We start from the raw sequence: 20,945 nt of genomic DNA, 5'->3' as shown, positions 1-20,945 counted from the left end.
CTATCCCATCTCCCGGGCCATCTCGGCGGCGCGGTCCACCGCCGCCTGCATGGCATCCTGCACGATGCGCCGCAAACCCGCGGCCTCGAAACTTTCTATGGCGGCCTGCGTGGTGCCGCCGGGGCTGGTCACCCGCCGGCGCAATTCGACCACGTCGACGTCGTTCTCCAGCGCCATGCGCGCCGCGCCAAGTGCCGTCTGCTGGGCCAGGCGGGTCGCGGTGTCGCGGTCCAGGCCGAGGCGTTCGCCGTGCTCGATCATGGCTTCCATGAACAGGAAGAAGTACGCCGGGCCGCTGCCGGAGACGGCGATCACCGCATCCAGGTCGATCTCGGCACCGACCCACTCGACGAGGCCAACGGCCTCGAGGATCTGTGTGGCGTGGGCGCGCTGCTGCTCGCTGACGTCGTCGGTGGCGTACAGGCCGGTGGCGCCGCAACCGACCAGCGCAGGGGTGTTGGGCATGCAGCGCACGATGGGGGTGGCCTGTCCGAGCCAGCCGCGCAGGCTGTCGATGGTGATGCCCGCGGCAATCGAGATAACCAGCGCGCCGCTGCCCGCCAGTGCCGGGGCGAGAGCCTGGCAGACCTCGCCCATGATCTGCGGCTTGACCGCGAGGATGATCACGTCGGCACCGTCGACCGCGGCGTTGTTGTCCGTGCCAGTGGCGACAGGGCCCAGTTCGCCGATGCGCGCAAGGCTCTGTTCGAAGGGGTCGGCGGCGCGAATCCGACCGGCCGGGTAGCCGCTTTCAAGCAGCCCGCCGACGATGCTCGCGGCCATGTTGCCGGCGCCGATAAAGGCGATCAGTGGCGTGTCCAAGGTGTCCTCGTTGTCCCCAGATTGCACGCAGCAGTTGCGTGCAATAAAAGTCAGTGCCAAAACAATGCGGCAGTATACCCGCTGGACCGGACCAATATCACCCGTCGCGCGGGCCGAAGATCCCGGTGCCCACGCGTAGCACGGTGGCGCCTTCGGCGATGGCCGCGCGGTAGTCCCCGGACATGCCCATGGACAGCGTGTCCAGTTCCGGGTGCGTGCCGCGCAGGTCCTCGAACAGCGCGCGCAGCCGGGCGAACGCCGCGCGCTGCTGCGCCGGGTCCGCGCTGCGTGCGGGAATGGCCATGAGTCCGCGCAACTGCAGGCGCGGCAGTTGCATCACCGCGGCGGCCAGGGCCGGCAGTGCGTCGGGGTCGGCGCCGGACTTGCTCGCCTCGCCGGAGATGTTCACCTGCAGGCAGACCTGCAGCGGCGGCAGTTCCGGGGGCCGCTGCTCGTCCAGCCGCCGGGCAATCTTCTCGCGCTCCACGCTGTGCACCCAGTCGAAGTGGACGGCGATGGGGCGGGTCTTGTTGGACTGGATGGGGCCGATGAAATGCCAGGTGAGCGGCAGGTCGGCGAGGGTCTCGATCTTCTCCAGGGCCTCCTGCAGGTAGCTCTCGCCGAACTCGCGAAGACCGCATTCGAAGGCTTCGCGCAGCTCATTTGCAGGGCGGGTTTTGCTCACTGCGACCAGCGTCACAGCGTCGGCAGGCCGATCGTACTTTTCGGCAGTTAAACGTATGCTCTCCAGTAGCTTTGTTATATTGTCCCTGAGCAACAGCCTGTCCATGGCGCGATGGTAGCCGATTCGACCCCCGCGCGGCCACCGGCCGAAGGACGGCGCAACCAGAAAAACACGGCGGCCCGGGCCGCCTGTCGGGCATCGTTTTGGGGACCCCGCGGGGGCGGATGCCGGGCCAAAGGGGAGACCTATGGACATTACAGAGCTGCTGGCCTTCAGTGCCAAGCAGGGCGCATCCGACCTCCACCTGTCGGCGGGCCTGCCGCCGATGATCCGTGTCGATGGCGACATCCGCCGCATCAACCTCCCGCCGATGGAACACAAGCAAGTTCATGAGTTGATCTATGACATCATGAACGACAAGCAGCGCAAGGATTACGAGGAATTCCTCGAGACCGACTTCTCCTTCGAGGTGCCGGGCGTGGCCCGTTTCCGGGTCAACGCCTTCAACCAGAACCGCGGTGCCGGCGCCGTGTTCCGGACCATTCCCTCGAAAGTGCTGAGCATGGAAGACCTGGGCATGGGCCAGGTGTTCCGCGACATCAGCATGATGCCGCGCGGCCTGGTGCTGGTCACCGGCCCCACCGGCTCGGGCAAGTCCACCACGCTGGCGGCGATGGTCGACTTCATCAACGACAACAAGTACGAGCACATCCTCACTATCGAGGACCCGATCGAATTCGTGCACGAATCCAAGAAGTGCCTGGTCAACCAGCGCGAGGTGCACAAGGATACCCACGGTTTCGCCGAGGCCCTGCGCAGCGCGCTGCGTGAGGACCCGGACATCATCCTGGTGGGTGAGATGCGCGACCTGGAAACCATCCGCCTGGCGCTGACCGCGGCGGAAACCGGCCACCTGGTGTTCGGCACCCTGCACACCACCTCAGCGGCCAAGACCATCGACCGCGTGATCGACGTATTCCCCGCCGCGGAGAAGGACATGGTGCGTTCCATGCTCTCGGAATCCCTGCAGGCGGTTATTTCCCAGACGCTGATGAAGCGCGCCACCGGCGGCCGGGTCGCGGCGCACGAGATCATGCGCGGCACCCCCGCCATCCGCAACCTGATCCGCGAGGACAAGGTCGCGCAGATGTACTCGGCGATCCAGACCGGTCACGCCCTGGGTATGCAGACCCTCGACCAGTGCCTGACCGACCTTGTCGAGAAGCGCATCGTCAGCCGTGAAGTGGCGCGCGAGAAGGCGCGTATGCCGGAGAATTTCTGAGTCGGCGCGCTGCCCGGCGCCGGGAGACTGACGCATGAAAATTGAAGACCTGCTGAAGAAAATCGTCGACCACAAGGCCTCGGATGGCTTTATCTCCGCCGGCGCCGCGCCGAGCATCAAGGTCGATGGCACAATCCACCCGGTGCGCGAAACCCCGGTTTCCGCGGAGGAGGCGCGCGCCCTGGTCCTGTCCACCATGGACGACAAGCAGAAGGCGGAATTCCTCGATCGCAATGAACTCAACTTCGCCATCGGCCGCGAGGGCCTGGGCCGCTTCCGTGTGAACTGCTTCGTGCAGCGCGGCGCCTGCGGCATGGTGCTGCGCCGTATCGTGACCAAGATTCCCACGCCCGACGAACTCGGCCTGCCGCAGATCATCAAGGACCTGTCGATGACCAAGCGCGGCCTGGTCATCTTCGTCGGCGCGACTGGTACCGGTAAATCGACCTCGCTGGCCTCCATGGTGGGCTACCGCAACCACAACTCCCGCGGGCATATCATCACCATCGAGGACCCGATCGAATACATGCACGACCACGCGCAGTGCATCGTCACCCAGCGCGAGGTCGGGGTGGATACCGAGTCCTTCGATATCGCCCTGAAGAACACCCTGCGCCAGGCGCCGGACGTGATCCTCATCGGCGAGGTGCGCACCGCCGAGACCATGATGCAGGCGCTGACCTTCGCCGAAACCGGCCACCTGTGCCTGTGCACCCTGCACGCCAACAACGCCAACCAGGCGCTGGACCGCATCCAGAGCTTCTTCCCGGCGGAACAGCACAGCCAGGTGTGGATGGATCTCTCACTCAACCTCAAGGCGATGATCGCGCAGCAGCTGCTGCCGAGGATGGACGGCAACGGCCGCACCCCGGTGGTCGAGATCCTGCTCAACTCGCCGCTGGTGGCGGACTACATCCGCAAGGGCGAGGTACACCTGATCAAGGAAGTCATGTCGAAGTCCACCGAGCTGGGCATGCAGACCCTCGACCAGTCGCTGGTCAAGGCGTACAAGGAGGGCCTGATCACGCTCGAGGATGCGGTGCGCCATGCGGACTCCGGCAACGACGTGCGCCTGGCCATCAAGATGTACGAGAAGGGCCACATGGGCGGCGACGGCGGCTTCAGCCTGGCCATCGAGGAAGACGACGACCGCGGGCGTTTCCTGGGTCGCTAGGTCTTTGCTCCAGCGCTTGGTCTGCACCGGTCCGGGCATTGCGCTGGCCGACTTATCCCGTTCACGCTAACCCTGTTGCGACAGCCAGGTGCGCAGGATGATCTCCGCCGCCAGGCTGTCCACCGGCGCGCGCTGGTAGTCCCCGCGATGCCCCTGTTCGCGGGCCTGGGCCTTGGCCTCGCGGCTGCTTAGCCGTTCGTCGGCCATCTCCACCGGTAATCCCAGCCGGCCGTGCAGCTGCCGCGCGAAGCGCTGTGCCCGCCGCGCCAGTTCACTTTCGCTGTCATCCATATTGAGCGGTTCGCCGACTACCAGCAGGTCCGGCCGCCATTCCGTCACCAGTGCCTGTACCGCGCTCCAGTCCGGCACGCCGTCGCGGGCGCGCAGGATGGGCAGTGCGCTGGTGGTGCCGAGCAGGGTGTTGCCCACCGCCACGCCGATCTGGCGCAGGCCGTAGTCGAAGGCGAGGACGCTGCGTACCGCGTCGCTCAGGCGTGACCTGCCTGGGCGGAGATGAGGTTCATGTCGACACCGATCTGCGCGGCCGCGGCGGCCAGGCGCTGTTCCACCGGGGTGTGGAAGATGATGTCGGTGTCTGCGGGCAGGGTCAGCCAGGCGTTGGCCGCCAGTTCCTGCTCCAGTTGTCCGGCGGACCAGCCGGCGTAGCCCAGGGCGATGAGGTGTTCGCGGGGGCCGTTGCCGTGGGCGATGGCGCGCAGGATGTCGCGCGAGGTGGTCAGGGTGATTTCATCGGTGACCGTGAGGCTCGCCTCCCACGGGGTGTCGCAGCCGCGATGCAGGACGAAACCGTGGTCTATCTGCACCGGGCCGCCGGCCATCACCGGTTCCGCGGAGAAATCACGCAGGCTGTCGATGTGCAGGTGGTCGAAGATTTCCTCGACCGAGAGTTCCAGGGGCTGGTTGATGACGATGCCCATGGCGCCGCTTTCACCATGCTCACAGATGTAAGTGATGCTGTGGCAGAAAATGCCCTCGGTCAGTGTCGGCATGGCCAGCAGGAAATGGTCCCGGAGGCTGTCGCTGCTGCGCGAGGTGATGGCGTGTAGTCGTTGGCCCATGTGGCTGCGCTCCTCGAGTGCGGGCTGTTAAGACACCCGACTCAGTTTGCAGCCTAGCTTATTGCTCGCTGAATTGCCAAGTGCGCACGATCTCCAGCTTGTCGGTGGTGGCGGCCAGTTCCGGCGGGAATTCGGAGTAGGGCGCGGCCATGCGCACGATCTTGATTGCCGCCTCGTCGAGCACCGCGTAGCCGGAGGATTTGAGGATTTCGACGTCCTCCAGGCTGCCGTCGCTGCGGATCACCACCATCAGGCGCAGGTCGCCGTACAGTCCGTAGCGGATCGAGGCCTCCGGATAGTAGCGGTTGCCCACGGCCTCCAGGCGCTGACGCCAGTCCAGCAGGTAGGCGGCATCCGCTGCCTGCTTGGCCGACACCGAGGTCAGGCGGCGTACCCGGGGTTGGGTAGACATTTCGCGCTGGCGCTCGTCGGGCGCCGCCAGCAGCGCGGCGTTGGCCTGCTCGCGGTCGCGCGCCTCCGGGTTGAGGCCGCGGCTGTCCGCCATGTGCTCGCGCTGTTCGCGGGGAGTGACCGCGCGCGGCGCCGCGGCGACGGTGGACAGCAACTCGCCACTGGCCTGCTGCACAGTCTCGGCGCGCGGCGCGGCCTGCTGTTGTGCCGGGGAGCTTGGCGGCAGGCTGCTCTGGGGGCTGGTGACCGCGTCCTCGCGCGCCATGTCGCCGCTGCCCACCTGGTTCTGCTGGGCCAGCTGGCGGGCGTCGTCCGGGGCGCGCTCGGCGCGCGAGGTGGCCAGGGTGACCTCGATCTGCCGCGCCTCGCTGGAGGAACCGAAGTTGTTGAAAGAGACTACCGATACCAGCACCAGGTGCAGGCCCAGGGCCACGGACAGGGCGTAGCGCATGCGCCGCCGCTCGCCGTCGATGTGGTGCAGGTAGTACACGTCCGGCTCAGCCGCGCGCGGAGAGCTTGCCCTGGATGCAGTCCATCAATTGACCGGCGATGTCCGTGTCGTAGCCGGCGTCGATTTCGCGCACGCAGGTGGGGCTGGTGACGTTGATCTCGGTGAGATAGTCGCCGATCACGTCGAGGCCGGCGAACAGGATGCCGCGCTCGCGCAGGGACGGCCCCACCTGTGCGGCGATCCAGCGGTCGCGATCGGTCAGCGGCTGCGGCCGGCCGGTGCCACCGGCGGCGAGGTTGCCGCGGGTCTCGCCGACCAGGGGGATGCGCGCCAGGCAGTAGGGTACCGGCTCGCCGTCGATGACCAGGATGCGCTTGTCGCCGTCGGTGATCTCGGGGATGAATTTCTGCCCCATGGTGGTCTGTTGGCCGTGGCGCGTGAGGGTCTCGAGAATCACACCGAGGTTCGGGTCACCCGGCTGCACGCGGAAGATGTTGCTGCCGCCCATGCCGTCCAGGGGTTTGAAGATCACGTCGCCGTGCTCGGCATGGAAGGCGCGCAACTTGGCCATGTCGCGGCTGACCAGCACCGGCGGGCAGCACTGGGGGAATTCGGTGGCGAACATCTTCTCGTTGCTGTCACGCAGGCCCTGGCAGCGGTTGACCACTAAGGTGCCGGCGCGCTCCGCGTGCTCCAGCAGGTAGGTGGTGTAGATGAATTCGTTGTCGAAGGGCGGGTCCTTGCGCATGAGGATGACGTCGAGGTCCGCCAGCGGGCGATCGGCGACTTCGCCGGCCTCGTACCACTTGGCCGGGTCGCGGAATACCTGCAGCGGCGTCATCGTCGCGCGGGCCTCGCCGTCGCGCAGGTAGAGGTCATCCTGCTCCATGTAGTGGAGCTCCCAACCGCGGTCCTGGGCCGCCCAGAGCATCGCCAGGGTGGTGTCTTTCTTGTAGGTAATGGCGGCAATGGGGTCCATCACCACACCCAACTTGATCCCCATGCTGGGTCGTCCGGCTAGTGTGCAGGCTGGTTAACTTAAATCGGGTGTGCGTCCGGTGCAAGCCGGCGATTGCCGAATACTCCGGAAAGTCGTACCGGAAGAGATTTTTCGCCAAAAACGGGCAAAAAGGGCTCTGACCCCGCTGTCAGGGGAGGTCGCCCCAGCGGGATTGGGCGATGGCGATGGCGGTGAGGGGGGCGGTTTCGGTGCGCAGTACGCGCGGGCCGAGGGCGAGGGAGGTGAAGCCGGCGGCCTCGGCGAGATCGATCTCCGCGGCGGAGAGTCCGCCCTCTGGGCCGATCAGCAGGTCCAGGGTGGCGGGGCGGGCGCTGTCCAGGGGCAGCGGGTCGGCGCGGTGATGCAGCACCAACCGCACTTCGCTGTCGCTGGCGGCGAGCCAGGCCTGCAGGGTATCCGGTGCCTCGATCTCGGGAACTCGGTTGCGGCCGCACTGCTCACAGGCGCTGATGGCGACCTGCCGCCAGTGGCCGAGCTTCTTCTCCTCGCGCTCGCCTTTGAGCTTGACCTCGGTGCGCTCGGTGAACAGCGGGCAGATGCTGGCGACACCCAGTTCTGTGGCCTTCTGCACCACGAAGTCCATGCGCTCGCCGCGCGACAGGGCGATGCCAAGGCGAATCGCCAGCGGCGACTCCGCCTCCCGCGACACGTGTTCGCCGGTAGTCACCGTCACCGCGCGTTTGCCGACCTCGGCAATCTGCGCCGGGTACTCGCCGCCGCGCCCGTCGAACAGCACCAGGGCATCGCCCGCCTGCATGCGCAGCGCGCGAGACAGGTGCTGAGATGGCCCCGGCTCCAGTTCGAACCGCCCCTGCGCGTGCAGGGGCTGCCCGGTGTGGATGCGCGGGACGCGCATTACAGGCCCAGGTTGCTGTGGATGGTGCGCGTCGGCTCCACCTGGTTCATGGTGTAGAAGTGAATGCCCGGCGCGCCCGAGTCGACCAGGGTCTGGCACAGTTGGGTGACCACTTCCAGGCCGAACTTGCGCACGCTCTCCTGGTCGTCGCCGTAGCCCTCCATGCGCTGGCAGATCCAGCGCGGGATTTCCGCGCCGCAGTTGCGCGAGAAGCGCGCCAGGTTGGTGAAGTTGGTGATCGGCATGATGCCGGCGTAGATCGGCTTGTCGATGCCGGCAGCCGCGCACTGGTCGAGGTAGTAGAAGTACGCTTCCACGTTGTAGAAGTACTGGGTGATGGCGAAGTTCGCCCCCGCGTCCAGCTTTTGCTTGAGGTAGTGCACGTCGCTGTCGTAGCTGCGCGACTCCGGGTGAATCTCAGGGTAGGCCGCCACCGCGATCTCGAAGTGATCCCCGGTGCGCTCGCGCACGAACTCCACCAACTGGTTGGCGTACACCAGCTGGGTGGCGGCGCCCATGCCCGAGGGCATGTCGCCGCGCAGGGCCACCAGGTGGCGGATGCCGCGCTCGCGGTAGGTGTCGAGCAGCGCGCCGACGGCCTCCTCGTCGTCACCGCCAAAGGACAGGTGCGGCGCCACGTCGATACCCGCCTCGCGGATCGACGAGACCACGCCGAGGGTGGAATCCCGCGTGGTACCGCCGGCGCCGTAGGTCACGGAGAAGAACCCTGGGTCCAGCGCGTTGAGCGCCGGGACGGTCTCCTCCAGCAGCTTTTTCTTGCCCTCCGCGGTTTTCGGCGGAAAGAATTCGAAGCTGATCCTCGGTTGCTGCTTTGCCATCGACCTGCCTTAGTAGCGGTAGGTTTCGGGCTTGAACGGGCCCTCGACCTTCACGTTGATGTACTTCGCCTGTTCGCTGGTCAGGCGCGTCAGTACGGCACCGAAGCCGCCGATCATGTGCGCGGCCACTTCTTCGTCGAGCTTCTTCGGCAGTACCTCGACCTTCACCGCGGAGGGCTTCATCTCCGGCTCCAGGTCGGCGAAGCGGCGCTCGAACAGGTAGATCTGCGCCAGCACCTGGTTGGCGAAGGAGCCGTCCATGACCCGCGACGGGTGCCCGGTGGCGTTGCCCAGGTTCACCAGGCGGCCCTCGGAGAGCAGGATCAGGTGGTCATTCTGGGCCTGATTGCGGTACACCTTGTGCACCTGCGGCTTGACCTCTTCCCACTCCCAGTTGCGACGCATGAATGCAGTGTCGATCTCGTTGTCGAAGTGGCCGATGTTGCACACCACCGCGCCGGACTTCAGCGCCGACAGCATATTCGCGTCACACACATTGTAGTTGCCGGTACAGGTCACCACGAGGTCGGTCATCGCCAGCAACTCGCGGTTGACGCACTCGGGCGTGCCGTCGTTGACGCCGTCGTTGTAGGCCGACACCACCTCGAAGCCGTCCATGCAGGCCTGCATCGCGCAGATCGGGTCGACCTCGGTGATGCGCACGATCATGCCTTCCTGGCGCAGCGACTGGGCGGAGCCCTTGCCGACGTCGCCGTAGCCGATCACCAGCGCGCGCTTGCCGGCGAGCAGGTGGTCGGTGGCGCGCTTGACCGCGTCGTTGAGGCTGTGGCGACAGCCGTACTTGTTGTCGTTCTTGGACTTGGTCACCGAGTCGTTGACGTTGACCGCCGGCACTTTCAGCGTGCCCTGCTCCAGCATCTCCTGCAGGCGGTGCACGCCGGTAGTGGTCTCCTCGGTGATCCCGTGGATCTTCTCCAGCATCTGCGGGTAGCTATCGTGCAGCATCTGGGTCAGGTCGCCGCCGTCGTCCAGTACCATGTTGGCGTCCCAGGGCTGGCCGTCCTTGAGGATGGTCTGCTCGATGCACCACTCGTACTCTTCCTCGGTCTCGCCTTTCCACGCGAACACGGGAATGCCCGCCGCCGCGATCGCCGCCGCGGCGTGGTCCTGGGTCGAGAAAATATTGCACGACGACCAGCGCACTTCGGCGCCCAGCGCGACCAGCGTCTCGATCAGTACGCCGGTCTGGATGGTCATGTGAATACAACCCAGGATCTTCGCGCCGGCCAGCGGCTTGCTCTCGCTGTAGCGCTCACGCAGCGCCATCAGCGCGGGCATCTCGCCCTCGGCGATGTCCAGCTCGCGCCGACCCCACTGGGCCAGGTTGATGTCCGCGACCTTGTAATCCTGCTTGCTCTCGAGTTGTTCTGCTGTGCTCATGCTTGCTTCCTCTTGGCGTGTTCGCCAATTGCCATTTGGATCTGGTTCGTTTGGGTCAGTGTTTCGGCTGACGTTTTGTTGGTGTTTCTTTCTTTGGTTCTGGTGCCGGTCTCTGCGGCGTACACGCCCGCCCGGGACACGCAAAAGCGCCGTCCATGGCCGTCGACGGTCCCAGGCGGGCGTGTACGCCGCAGAGACCTCAGTTCAAAATTTTGACCGGAGTGCGTTACCCCAGTCGGTACGAAAGTTCTCGCGCTTCCGACTTCCATCTGTCGAATCGCAAAGTCCCGTTCCCGCCAGCCCAGCTCGCGCCGCGAACCGCGTCGCAGCTCTTCGCCAACCAGAGGACGTACGCAACTGCATTGGCCTTCGTGGACCGTCGACGGCCATGGATGGCCGTCGCCGAGCTGCCATGGACGGCGCTTTTGCGTGTCCACGAAGGCCAATGCAGTTGCGTGCGGCCGTGCGGCCAAGCCGAAACCCCTCCGCATGCGAGGCCAGGCCGAACCCTGCCACGTGCGCTGAGCAACGAAGCAGGGACATTCAAGTCCGGGCGCACCTCAAAGTGCTGCCCGCAACGCCTCCGCCTTGTCCGTCTTTTCCCAGGTAAAGTCCGGCAGCTCACGCCCGAAGTGCCCGTAGGCCGCCGTCGCCTGGTAGATCGGGCGTTTCAGGTCGAGCATCGCGATCAGCCCTTTGGGCCGCAGGTCGAAATGCTCGCCGACCAGGCGGGCGATGTGGTCGTCGCTGATCTTGCCCGTGCCGAACGTGTTGATCGAGATCGAGGTCGGTTCCGCCACGCCGATCGCGTAGGAGACCTGGATTTCGCAGCGGTCCGCGAGGCCCGCGGCGACGATGTTCTTGGCCACGTAGCGCCCCGCGTAGGCGGCGGAGCGGTCTACTTTCGACGGGTCCTTGCCGGAGAAGGCGCCGCCGCCGTGGCGCGCCATGCCGCCGTAGGTATCGACAATGATCTTGCGGCCGGTGAGGCCGCAGTCGCCGACCGGGCCGCCGATGACGAACTTGCCCGTCGGGTTGATGTGGTAGCGGGTGTCCTTGTGCAGCCATTCGGCGGGCAGGACCTCCTTGATGATCAGGTCCATGACCGCCTGCTCGATGTCCTTTTGCTCGATATCGTCGCTGTGCTGGGTCGAGAGCACCACGGCGTCGATCGCCACCGGCTTGCCATCGGCGTAGCGCAGGGTCACCTGGCTTTTGGCGTCCGGGCGCAGCCATGGGAGGACCTTGTGCTTGCGCAGTTCCGCCTGTTTTTCCACCAGGCGGTGGGAATAGTAGATGGGCGCGGGCATCAGCACGTCGGTCTCGTTGGTGGCGTAGCCGAACATCAGGCCCTGGTCGCCGGCGCCCTGTTCTTTCTCTTCGGTTTCATCGACGCCCTGGGCGATGTCGCGGGACTGCTTGCCGATGGCATTGAGTACGGCGCAGGAGGCGCCGTCGAAGCCGACGTCGGAGCTGTCGTAGCCTATGCCGAGAATCACCTTGCGTACGATGGCCTCGAGGTCGACGTAGGTATCCGTGGTCACCTCGCCGGCGATCACCGCCATGCCGGTCTTCACCAGGGTCTCGACGGCGACGCGCGAGTGGGGGTCGTCCTTGAGCATGGCGTCGAGGATGGCGTCGGAGATCTGGTCCGCCATCTTGTCCGGGTGACCCTCGGAGACCGACTCCGAGGTGAAAATCGCGTATTCGCTCATGCTGCAGTCCTTTTATCCTTGCGGCGGCCAAACAGGCGCACCTGTATCTGAAATCCATTGCGTTGGGCGAGGAAGACACTGGCGATATCGTCCAGTCCCGCCTCCGTCGCCCAGCCGGTGAGCCGCGCCGGGTCGAAGCCCAGCCACAGGTCGCCGCAGTTCTCACGCGCCCAGCCCTGGTCGTGGCTGCACAGGTCCGTCACCAGCACCACCCCGCCGGGGGCCAGGCTGCCCGCGACTTCCGCCAGTACCCGGCCGGGGTCGGGGGTATGGTGAAGCACCATGTTTATCACCACACAGTCGGCCCCCAGCCCATCCACTTTAGGGTGGGCGGTGTCGCCGTGCAGGAAGCGGATGTTGTCCAGCCCCGCCGCCGCTGCCCGTTCGCGGGCCTGTTCGAGCATCGCGGCCTCGATATCCAGGGCCACGACTTCGCCAAAGCGCGGAGCCAGTTCCAGTAAGAAACGGCCATCGCCGGGCCCCACTTCCAGCGCCAGGGCCGAACCCGGCAGCGCCGCTTCCTGGAGGACTTCTGCCACGGTGCCGGCGTACTGGTCGTAGCGCGCGATGAGGTCCTGCTGCTCGCGGAACTTGTGCGCGTTCTCGCGGAAGAACGCGCGGGAGTTCTCCTCCCGCTGGCGCTGCAATGCATCCAGGGCTGCCAGTGTGGGTGCCGGCAGTACCAGGCGGTCCACCGACTCGAACAGGGCGGCCAGCAGTGCTTCGCCCGCCGCGCCGCCGTGCCCGGGCAGGGCGCGACGGTAAAAGATGGAATTGCCCTCGCGCCGGGTCGCCACCAGGCCGGCTCCGGCCAGTACCTTGAGGTGATGGCTGAGCGCCGGCTGGCGCATGTCGAAGATGGCGCAGAGTTCGGACACGCCGAAGGAGTCCTCGCGCAGCACGCGCAGGATGTGCAGGCGCAGCGGGTCGCCGGCGGCCTTGAGCAGGCCGGCCAGGCTGTCCGCGGCCAGCGCCCCTTCCGGGGTGACGGCGCTCTCCAGGGCGGGTTGCACGTTCTTCATGGCCGCGGAGTCTAGCAGGGCTTGCAGGCTATATCAAAATATTTTGATATAGATTCTGGCCGTGGGGCTCGGAGCCGGGAGCGGCTCAGTCCTCCTGCGCCCGCGCGTGGGCCTCCAGCAACTCGGCGAAGTTGTCTTCCAGGGTGGCGCGGTAGTCGTCGTGGGTGAGGATGTAGCGCTCGTTGGCGGCGACGTCGCGCAGCAGGTGGCGGGTGGCGTATTCCGCCGTCGCCACATGCGAACCCTGGTCCATGTCGCGGCTGGCCATCATGGCGTCGATGTCCTCGCGGCGCAGCTCGGACTTGCCCAGCGCCTCGGGGCGGGCCAGCGCGCTGCTCTCGAGGTGGCGGGTGACCATGCCCGAGGGGAACAGGATGCTGACGCCGATGTTCTCCGGCGCCAGCTCCATGCGCAGGGTTTCGGCGAAGCCGGTCACCGCGTACTTGCTGGTGGTGTAGGCGGCCATGCGGATGCCCGGGGTGTGGACGACGGAGGAGGAGGTGACCACGATATGCCGCGAGTACTCGCTGTCACGCAGCAGCGGCAGGAAGGTGGTGACCGTGTTGATCAGGCCGAGCAGGTTGACGTCCAGTACCCAGCGCCAGTCCTGCGCAGTGAGTTTGTCGATGGCGCCGAACTGTTGAACGCCGGCGTTGGCGCACAGCACCGAACAGCCGCCGAATTCGCGTACGGCATCCGCGGCCGCGGCCAGTGCGCAGGGGTCTGCGACGTCGAGTTGCAGCGCCATGGCGCGGTGTCCGTCCGCCTTGATGCGCTGCGCTGTAGCGTTGGCACGCTCGACATCGATATCCAGTGCGACAACCGCCGCGCCGGCGGCGGCGAAACGCAGGGCCATGGCCTCGCCGAGCCCGGAGCCGGCGCCGGTGACAACGGCGCAGCCGCCGCGAAAATGTGCTTCATGCATTACCGAGTTCCTTTCTTACAGATACCTGGCCCGGCGGGTGACACCCCCCCGGGCGACGGGAGTCAGGCGGCGGCGACCGGGTCGATGTCCACCAGCAGCCGGGTGAGCTTCTGCCGGGCGATGCGCCACTGCCCGTCGGCGCACTTCACATAGTGCTCGTGGTAGTGGCCGTAGCCGGTCAGTCCGCGCATGCCGATTTGGGCCGCGCGCTCCGCGTCCCAGACCACGCGGTCCTGCATGGCCCAGATGACGTCGGCGCTGTCGCCGTCGAAATGAATTTCCGGGGTGTGCACCTGGTGGGCGGTCTGCGCGTTGTCCAGGGAGCCGCGCACCATCTGCAGGGTCGCCTCGCGCCCCTCGGTGACCACGCCACCGGCGGGGGTGGTGTCGAGACGCAGGTCCTCGGTGAAGACATTGGCGAAGCCGTCCCAGTCCTTGGTGTCCAGGCAGCGGCAATAGCGCGCCTTGGTGTCGCAGATCGCGAGATAGTCGGCGATTCGATCAGCCTGCATCAGGCGGTCCTCCGGGTTGTTCTGTCATTTTTGTAGGAGGGGATCGATATTAGCAGTTCGCGTCAGCCGAATGATAGCAATTGCGCCGCTACGGACCCTGCGCTGGCCCTGGATGGGCCAGTTTCGGCCCCCAACAATTTACGCCCCCGAGGTTTGCCCCGTGCCCCCCGTTACGCCAAAATAGCGGCCTTTTTTTGACCAGACGCCCGCAAGCGCCCGGAGATACCCATGCCCGCAACCCGTACCGAACTCGCGAATGCCATTCGCGCCCTGTCCATGGACGCCGTACAGAAGGCCAACAGCGGCCACCCCGGCGCGCCGATGGGCATGGCGGATATCGCCGAGGTGCTGTGGAACGACTACCTGAGCCACAACCCGGCCAACCCGGCCTGGCCCAACCGCGACCGTTTCGTGCTCTCCAACGGCCACGGCTCCATGTTGCTGTACTCCCTGCTGCACCTGTCCGGCTACGACCTGACCATCGACGACATCAAGAACTTCCGCCAGCTGCACAGCAAGACCCCGGGTCACCCGGAATACGGCTACACCCCCGGCGTCGAGACCACCACCGGCCCGCTGGGCCAGGGCCTGGGCAACGCGGTGGGCATGGCGGTGGCGGAAAAAGCCCTGGCCGACCGCTACAACCGCGACGGCCACACGGTCATCGACCACCACACTTATGTATTCCTGGGTGACGGCTGCCTGATGGAGGGCATCTCCCACGAGGTCTGCTCCCTGGCCGGTACCCTGGGCCTGGGCAAGCTGATCGCCTTCTACGACGACAACGGCATCTCCATCGACGGCGAGGTCGAGGGCTGGTTTACCGACGACACCCCGGCGCGCTTCCGCGCCTACGGCTGGCACGTGATCAACGACGTCAACGGCCACAGCGCCTCCGAAGTGAAGGCCGCCATCCAGGCCGCCCGCGAGGAGACCGGCAAGCCCACCCTGATCTGCTGCAAGACCATCATCGGCAAGGGCTCGCCCAACAAGCAGGGCACCGAGTCCTGCCACGGTGCGGCGCTGGGCGCCGATGAAGTGGCCGCTACCCGCGTGGCCCTGGACTGGCCGCATGAGCCCTTCGTCATTCCCGAGGAGGTCTACGCCGGCTGGAACGCGCACAGCGCGGGCGCCGAGGCGGAAACAGCCTGGCAGGCGAGCATGGACGCCTACGCCGCGGCCCACCCGGAACTGGCGGCCGAACTGCGCCGCCGCCTGGCCGGTGAGCTGCCCGAGGACTTCGGCGCCCAGGCCCAGGCCTACGTCGAACAGTGCCAGGCGGATGGCCAGACCATCGCCTCGCGCAAAGCCTCGCAGAACTGCCTCAACGCCTACGGCCCGCTGCTGCCGGAACTGCTGGGCGGCTCCGCCGACCTGGCGGGCTCCAACCTGACCATGTGGAAAGGCTCCAAAGGCCTGACCCACGACGACGCCAGCGGCAACTACCTCTTCTATGGCGTGCGCGAGTTCGGCATGGGCGCCATCGCCAACGGCATCGCCCTGCACGGCGGCTTCATCAACTACGGCGCCACCTTCCTGGTCTTCATGGAATACATGCGCAACGCCGTGCGTATGTCCGCGCTGATGAAGCAGCACGCGATCTGGGTGTACACCCACGACTCCATCGGCCTGGGCGAGGACGGCCCCACCCACCAGCCGGTGGAGCAGGTGGCCAACCTGCGCAATACGCCGAACCTGGACACCTGGCGGCCCTGCGACGCGGTGGAATCCGCGGTGGCCTGGAAATCCGCCATCGAGCGCCGCGACGGCCCCTCGGCCCTGGTGTTCTCGCGCCAGAACCTGCCGCACCAGTCCCGCGACGCCGCCCAGCTGGCGGCGATTGCCCGCGGCGGCTACGTGCTGCGCGATTGTGACGGCACCCCCGAGGCCGTGCTCATCGCCACCGGTTCCGAAGTCGGCCTGGCCATGGACGCCGCCCAGCGCCTGGCGGATGCCGGCAAGCGGGTGCGCGTGGTCTCCATGCCCTGCACCGAGGTGTTCGAGGCCCAGGACGCCGCCTACCGCGAGTCCGTACTGCCCTCGGACGTGCCCGCCCGGGTCGCCGTGGAGGCGCTGTCCGCCGACTACTGGTACAAGTACGTGGGCCTGGACGGGCGCATCATCGGCATGACCAGCTTCGGCGAGTCCGCCCCGGCCGGCGCGCTGTTCGAGGAGTTCGGCTTTACCGTGGACAACGTGGTCGCCGCGGTGGAAGACGTCCTGTTCGACTGACCGCTATGTCCACAGGGGGCGGGGCATGACACGGCTGGCGATCAACGGCTTCGGCAGGATCGGCCGCAGCGTGCTGCGCGCCCTGCAGGAGAGCCCCCTGCGCGGGGAACTCGAGGTAGTGGCGATCAACGAGCTGGCCGACGCTGCCACCTTGCTGCACTTGACCCGCTACGACTCCACCCACGGCCGCTTTCCCGGCGAGTTGTCCGGCGACGAGGACACCCTGCGGGTGGACGGCCACCCCATCGCCCTGCTGCGCTGCGCCGACATCGACGCGCTGCCCTGGGGCGACCTCGGGGTGGACATCGTGCTCGAATGCACCGGCGCCTTTTCCGACCGTGACACCGCCGAGCGCCACCTGCAGCGCGGTGCCCAGCGGCTGCTGTTCTCCCAGCCGGCCCAGGCCGACGTCGACGCCACCATCGTGTTCGGCGTCAACCAGGACGACCTGCGCGCGGAGCACCGCATCGTCTCCGCGGCCTCCTGCACCACCAACGGTATTGTGCCGGTAATCCGCGCCCTGGCGGACACCATCGGCATCGAGACCGGCACCATCACCACCATCCACTCGGCGATGAACGACCAGCCGGTGCTGGACGCCTACCACAACACCGACCTGCGTAAGACCCGCGCCGCCTTCCAGTCGATCATCCCCATCGACACTGGGTTGGCGAAGGGCGTGGAGCGCATCCTGCCGGAGCTGGCCGGGCGTTTTTCCGCCCAGGCCTTGCGCGTGCCCACGCTCAACGTCTCGGCCATGGACCTCACCGTGCAGGCGCTCAACGACACCAGCGTGACGGCGGTCAACGCGGCCCTGGAGGCGGCGGCGCTGGAGCGCTTTGGCGGCGTGCTGGGCTACACCCGCGAACCCCTGGCCTCCTGCGATTTCAATCACGACCCGCGATCCAGTATCGTGGACGCCAGCCAGACCCGTGTCAGCGGCACGCGGCTGGTGAAAGTGCTCACCTGGTTCGATAATGAATGGGCGTACGCCAACCGCATGCTGGAGATCGCCCATCTCTGGTCGCAGTTGGCGCGTTGACCCGGGCGGGGCGATGCCCCGGACGGCGGACTCGGGCTACCCTGTTGCCCCTGACCCGGGCTTCGCAAACGCGGGTTTTGCCAACTAAAGCCGAACCACCCCAGCCAGCCAAGCAAGGAGAGGTATTCCATGGCACTCAATGTGAAACTCATGCGCGACCAGGCGCTCGCCGGCAAGCGGGTACTGATCCGCGAGGACCTCAACGTGCCGGTGAAAGACGGCAAGGTCAGCTCGGATGCGCGCATCCGCGCAGCGCTGCCCACCATCGAGGCGGCGCGCGACGCCGGTGCGAAGGTCATCCTGATGTCGCACCTGGGACGGCCCACCGAGGGCGAGTACGACGCCCAGTACTCCATGGCCCCGGTCGCCGAGCACCTGTCCGGCCTGCTCGGGCAGAAGGTCACCCTGGTGGAGGACTGGAAGCTCGGCGTGGAGCTCAACGACGGCGAGGTCGCCCTGCTCGAGAACGTGCGCTTCAACCCCGGCGAGAAAAAGGACGACGAGAGCCTGGCCAAAGCCTACGCCGGGCTGTGTGAAATTTTCGTGATGGACGCCTTCGGCACCGCCCACCGCGCCCAGGCCTCGACCCACGGCGTGGCCAAGTTCGCCCCGGTGGCCTGCGCCGGCCCGCTGCTCGAGGGCGAGCTCAACGCCCTGCAGCAGGCGCTGTCCAGCCCGGCACGGCCGATGGTGGCCATCGTCGGCGGCTCCAAGGTCTCCACCAAGCTCACGGTGCTCGAGACTCTTTCCGAGAAGGTCGACCAGTTGATCGTCGGCGGCGGCATCGCCAATACGTTCCTCGCCGCGGCGGGCAAGCCGGTGGGCAAGTCCCTGTGCGAGGCGGACCTGGTGCCGGCGGCGAAGGCGCTGATGGACAAGACCAGCATCCCGCTGCCCCCGGACGTGGTCACCGGCAAGGAGTTTTCCGAGACTGCCGCCGCCGAGACCAAGTCCGCCGACGCCGTGCAGGACGACGACATGATCTTCGATATTGGCCCGCAGGCCGCGGCGCAGATCGCCGAGATCCTGAAACAGGCGGGCACTATCCTGTGGAACGGCCCGGTGGGCGTGTTCGAATTCGACCAGTTCGGCGGCGGCACCAAGGCCCTGTCGCTGGCGATTGCCGACTCCCCCGCGTTCTCCCTCGCCGGTGGCGGCGATACCCTGGCGGCGATTGACAAATACGGCATTGCCGATAAGGTTTCTTATATCTCAACCGGCGGTGGCGCCTTCCTCGAGTACGTCGAAGGCAAGGTACTCCCCGCCGTCGCCATGCTCGAGTCCCGCGCCGCGGACTGACTTCACCGAGGAAATCACATGTCACTTATCAGTATGCGCCAGTTGCTGGATCACGCCGCGGAACACGGCTACGGTGTGCCCGCGTTCAACGTCAACAACCTGGAGCAGACCCGCGCCATCATGGAAGCGGCGGACAAGACCAATTCGCCGGTGATCATGCAGGCCAGCGCCGGCGCGCGGAAGTACGCCGGCGCGCCCTTCCTGCACGCCATGATGGAAGCGGCGATGAAGGAGTTCCCGCATATTCCCGTGGTGGTGCACCAGGACCACGGCACTTCGCCTGCGGTGTGCCAGCGCTCCATCCAGCTGGGCTTTTCATCGGTGATGATGGACGGCTCCCTGGGCGAGGACGGCAAGACGCCGATGGACTACGACTACAACGTCAGCGTCACCAAACTGGCGGTGGAAATGGCCCACGCCTGTGGCGTGTCCGTGGAGGGTGAACTGGGTTGCCTGGGCTCGCTGGAAACCGGCGAGGCGGGCGAGGAAGACGGCATCGGCGCCGAGGGCAAGCTGACCCACGACCAGATGCTCACCGACCCGGAGGAGGCCGCGCAGTTCGTCGCCGCCACCGCGGTGGACGCCCTGGCCATCGCCTGCGGCACCAGCCACGGCGCCTACAAGTTCACCCGCCCGCCCACCGGCGACATCCTCGCCATCGACCGCATCAAGGAGATCAACCAGCGCATCCCCAACACCCACCTGGTGATGCACGGATCGTCCTCCGTACCGCAGGACTGGCTGGCGGTGATCAATGAGTTCGGCGGCGCCATCCCGGAGACCTACGGCGTGCCCGTGGAGCAGATCCAGGAGGGCATCCGCCACGGCGTGCGCAAGGTGAACATCGACACCGACCTGCGCCTGGCCTCCACCGGCGCCATCCGCCGTTTCATGGCCGAACACCCGGCCGAGTTCGACCCGCGCAAGTACCTGGCCAAGACCATCGAGGCGATGCGCGATATCTGTATCGCCCGCTACGAGGCCTTCGGCACCGCAGGCATGGCGGACAAGATCAAGGTCGTGTCGCTGGAGAAGATGCAGAAGCGCTACGACGCCGGGGAGCTCAAGCCGCAGGTCAATTGAAGCTGGCTGGCCTGTTGCCGCGACGCCCGGCCCCGGGTATCGCGGCCCTCACCACTGGCTGCGGCGCCGCACCATGCTGAACGCCGGCGAACTGCAGCAACTGCGCGAGGCACTGCCCCCGTTTGGCGACGACGCCTTCCCGCCCGCTCCCCTGGTGGCGTTTTGCCGCGCCTACCACCTGGACTTCAGCGCGCACTTTCCCGAGGCCGCCTACCGCGGCGGCTACATCGATTCCGGAGAGCACCGCCTGATGCTGCACCGCTGGCTGCAGCCGGCGGCGCGCGGCAACCTGTTCCTGGTGCACGGCTACTTCGACCACTCTGGCCTGTTCGACAAGCTGGTGGCGTACGGCCTGTCACGCGGCTACAACGTGCTGATCTTCGACCTGCCCGGCCACGGCCTGTCCTCCGGCGAGCCGGCGGCCATTGACGATTTTGGTGAGTACGCGCTGGCCATCGAGGACGCGCTGGCCGCCGGCGGCCTGCCCGCAAACCTGCCCCTGTACGCCATCGGCCAGAGCACCGGCTGTGCGGCGCTGACCGAATACGCCCGTCGCGGTTCCTGGCCCTTCGCCGGCGTCGCCTACCTGGCGCCGCTGGTGCGCCCGGCGCACTGGACGCTGGTGCGTTTGGGGATTTTCCTGATGGCACCCTTTACCGAGGGCGTGGCGCGCAAGTTCAATCGCAACACCTCCGACGGGGCGTTCCTCGAGTTCGTGCGCAGCGACCCGCTGCAGGCGAGCCAGGTGTCCCTGCGCTGGCTGGTGGCCCTGAAGCGCTGGCTCGGCGGCCTGTCGCGCAAGGAACTGGGTGTGGGGCCGCTGCTGCTGGTGCAGGGCCGCCAGGACAGTACGGTGGACTGGCGCTACAACGTGCCCTTCGTGCTCGACCTGTTCGCCGGCAGCGAGGTCTGCTACCTGCCGCGCGCCGGGCACCAGCTGGCCAACGAGTCGGCGGATATTCGCGAGGTGTACTACGCGGCGCTGGACCAGTGGTTCCAGCGCCGGTCGCTGCGCTAGATTCGCACTGCCCGATCTTCCTTCGCGACGGCTTTCTTGCGGGGTTTTGCGAGGCAGAGGTCTCGCGGCAGGTTCG

The 20,945-nt window shown here is 66.8% G+C and carries 20 protein-coding genes; 7 read left to right on the top strand and 13 right to left on the bottom strand.

All coding sequences use genetic code 11. The features are described from left to right. Both proC and E4634_RS14485 read right to left on the bottom strand, forming a co-directional pair. Window positions 1-822 (bottom strand): pyrroline-5-carboxylate reductase, encoded by an 822-nt coding sequence (gene proC / locus E4634_RS14490; RefSeq protein WP_135445116.1) that lies wholly within the window; start codon window positions 820-822, stop codon window positions 1-3. A gap of 97 nt (window positions 823-919) precedes the next feature. Beyond that, window positions 920-1,612 carry a YggS family pyridoxal phosphate-dependent enzyme gene (locus tag E4634_RS14485; RefSeq protein WP_135445113.1) on the bottom strand — a complete coding sequence of 231 codons (693 nt, stop codon included), beginning with the start codon at window positions 1,610-1,612 and terminating at the stop codon, window positions 920-922. Window positions 1,613-1,754: 142 nt separating this feature from the next. On the opposite strand from E4634_RS14485, the gene E4634_RS14480 reads away from it, so the two are divergent. Together E4634_RS14480 and E4634_RS14475 are read left to right on the top strand one after the other, a co-directional pair. Then, entirely contained in the window at window positions 1,755-2,789 is a 1,035-nt protein-coding gene (locus E4634_RS14480; protein WP_135445110.1) for a type IV pilus twitching motility protein PilT, read from the top strand. A 34-nt stretch (window positions 2,790-2,823) separates the two neighbouring features. Beyond that, window positions 2,824-3,963, top strand: coding sequence for a PilT/PilU family type 4a pilus ATPase (locus tag E4634_RS14475; RefSeq protein ID WP_135445108.1), 1,140 nt, complete (start codon window positions 2,824-2,826; stop codon window positions 3,961-3,963). A 66-nt stretch (window positions 3,964-4,029) separates the two neighbouring features. Here the strand turns inward: E4634_RS14475 and ruvX are convergent, their stop codons facing one another. From ruvX to E4634_RS14420, 11 genes are all read right to left on the bottom strand, one after another. Then, a complete protein-coding gene (gene ruvX / locus E4634_RS14470) occupies window positions 4,030-4,455 on the bottom strand; it encodes a Holliday junction resolvase RuvX (RefSeq protein ID WP_135445105.1) in 426 nt (141 codons plus the stop codon). Continuing rightward, entirely contained in the window at window positions 4,452-5,042 is a 591-nt protein-coding gene (locus E4634_RS14465; RefSeq protein ID WP_135445103.1) for a YqgE/AlgH family protein, read from the bottom strand. Before E4634_RS14465 ends, ruvX begins: the two co-directional genes overlap by 4 nt. Window positions 5,043-5,100: 58 nt before the next feature. After that, window positions 5,101-5,943 carry an energy transducer TonB gene (locus E4634_RS14460; protein ID WP_135445101.1) on the bottom strand — a complete coding sequence of 281 codons (843 nt, stop codon included), beginning with the start codon at window positions 5,941-5,943 and terminating at the stop codon, window positions 5,101-5,103. A 7-nt stretch (window positions 5,944-5,950) separates the two neighbouring features. Beyond that, entirely contained in the window at window positions 5,951-6,907 is a 957-nt protein-coding gene (gene gshB, locus E4634_RS14455; protein ID WP_135445100.1) for a glutathione synthase, read from the bottom strand. Window positions 6,908-7,052: 145 nt separating this feature from the next. Then, window positions 7,053-7,781, bottom strand: a complete 729-nt coding sequence (locus E4634_RS14450; RefSeq protein WP_135445098.1) for a 16S rRNA (uracil(1498)-N(3))-methyltransferase — start codon at window positions 7,779-7,781, stop codon at window positions 7,053-7,055. Beyond that, window positions 7,781-8,620, bottom strand: coding sequence for a methylenetetrahydrofolate reductase [NAD(P)H] (metF, locus tag E4634_RS14445; RefSeq protein WP_135445096.1), 840 nt, complete (start codon window positions 8,618-8,620; stop codon window positions 7,781-7,783). The genes E4634_RS14450 and metF overlap by 1 nt, the downstream gene beginning before the upstream one ends. 9 nt (window positions 8,621-8,629) lie before the next feature. Continuing rightward, window positions 8,630-10,021, bottom strand: coding sequence for an adenosylhomocysteinase (gene ahcY, locus E4634_RS14440; RefSeq protein WP_135445094.1), 1,392 nt, complete (start codon window positions 10,019-10,021; stop codon window positions 8,630-8,632). Window positions 10,022-10,581: 560 nt separating this feature from the next. Next, the gene (gene metK / locus E4634_RS14435; protein ID WP_135445092.1) at window positions 10,582-11,736 is read right to left on the bottom strand and encodes a methionine adenosyltransferase; all 1,155 of its coding nucleotides are present in this window, start codon (window positions 11,734-11,736) and stop codon (window positions 10,582-10,584) included. Beyond that, window positions 11,733-12,758: an ArsR/SmtB family transcription factor gene (locus E4634_RS14430; RefSeq protein WP_135445090.1), complete on the bottom strand. Its 1,026-nt coding sequence runs from the start codon at window positions 12,756-12,758 to the stop codon at window positions 11,733-11,735. The genes metK and E4634_RS14430 overlap by 4 nt, the downstream gene beginning before the upstream one ends. 85 nt (window positions 12,759-12,843) lie before the next feature. Further along, window positions 12,844-13,683, bottom strand: coding sequence for an SDR family oxidoreductase (locus tag E4634_RS14425; protein WP_135445088.1), 840 nt, complete (start codon window positions 13,681-13,683; stop codon window positions 12,844-12,846). A 62-nt stretch (window positions 13,684-13,745) separates the two neighbouring features. Further along, entirely contained in the window at window positions 13,746-14,195 is a 450-nt protein-coding gene (locus E4634_RS14420; RefSeq protein ID WP_135445086.1) for a nuclear transport factor 2 family protein, read from the bottom strand. Window positions 14,196-14,423: 228 nt separating this feature from the next. Between E4634_RS14420 and tkt the strand changes: the two genes are divergently transcribed. From tkt to E4634_RS14395, 5 genes are all read left to right on the top strand, one after another. Beyond that, on the top strand, window positions 14,424-16,427 hold the full coding sequence (gene tkt, locus E4634_RS14415) for a transketolase (protein ID WP_135445084.1): 2,004 nt from the start codon (window positions 14,424-14,426) through the stop codon (window positions 16,425-16,427). A 25-nt stretch (window positions 16,428-16,452) separates the two neighbouring features. Continuing rightward, window positions 16,453-17,469: a type I glyceraldehyde-3-phosphate dehydrogenase gene (locus E4634_RS14410; RefSeq protein ID WP_135445082.1), complete on the top strand. Its 1,017-nt coding sequence runs from the start codon at window positions 16,453-16,455 to the stop codon at window positions 17,467-17,469. 129 nt (window positions 17,470-17,598) lie between these two features. Beyond that, the gene (locus tag E4634_RS14405) at window positions 17,599-18,768 is read left to right on the top strand and encodes a phosphoglycerate kinase (protein WP_135445080.1); all 1,170 of its coding nucleotides are present in this window, start codon (window positions 17,599-17,601) and stop codon (window positions 18,766-18,768) included. A gap of 18 nt (window positions 18,769-18,786) precedes the next feature. Continuing rightward, entirely contained in the window at window positions 18,787-19,851 is a 1,065-nt protein-coding gene (fba, locus tag E4634_RS14400; RefSeq protein ID WP_135445078.1) for a class II fructose-bisphosphate aldolase, read from the top strand. A 73-nt stretch (window positions 19,852-19,924) separates the two neighbouring features. Next, window positions 19,925-20,869 (top strand): alpha/beta hydrolase, encoded by a 945-nt coding sequence (locus tag E4634_RS14395; RefSeq protein ID WP_135445076.1) that lies wholly within the window; start codon window positions 19,925-19,927, stop codon window positions 20,867-20,869. Window positions 20,870-20,945 lie beyond the last annotated feature (76 nt).

This window comes from Mangrovimicrobium sediminis (assembly GCF_004745945.1).
Taxonomy (GTDB): Bacteria; Pseudomonadota; Gammaproteobacteria; order Pseudomonadales; family Halieaceae; genus Mangrovimicrobium; species Mangrovimicrobium sediminis.
The sequence above is the reverse complement of the archived record's forward strand: the minus strand, read 5'-3'. Positions and strand labels throughout refer to the sequence as shown.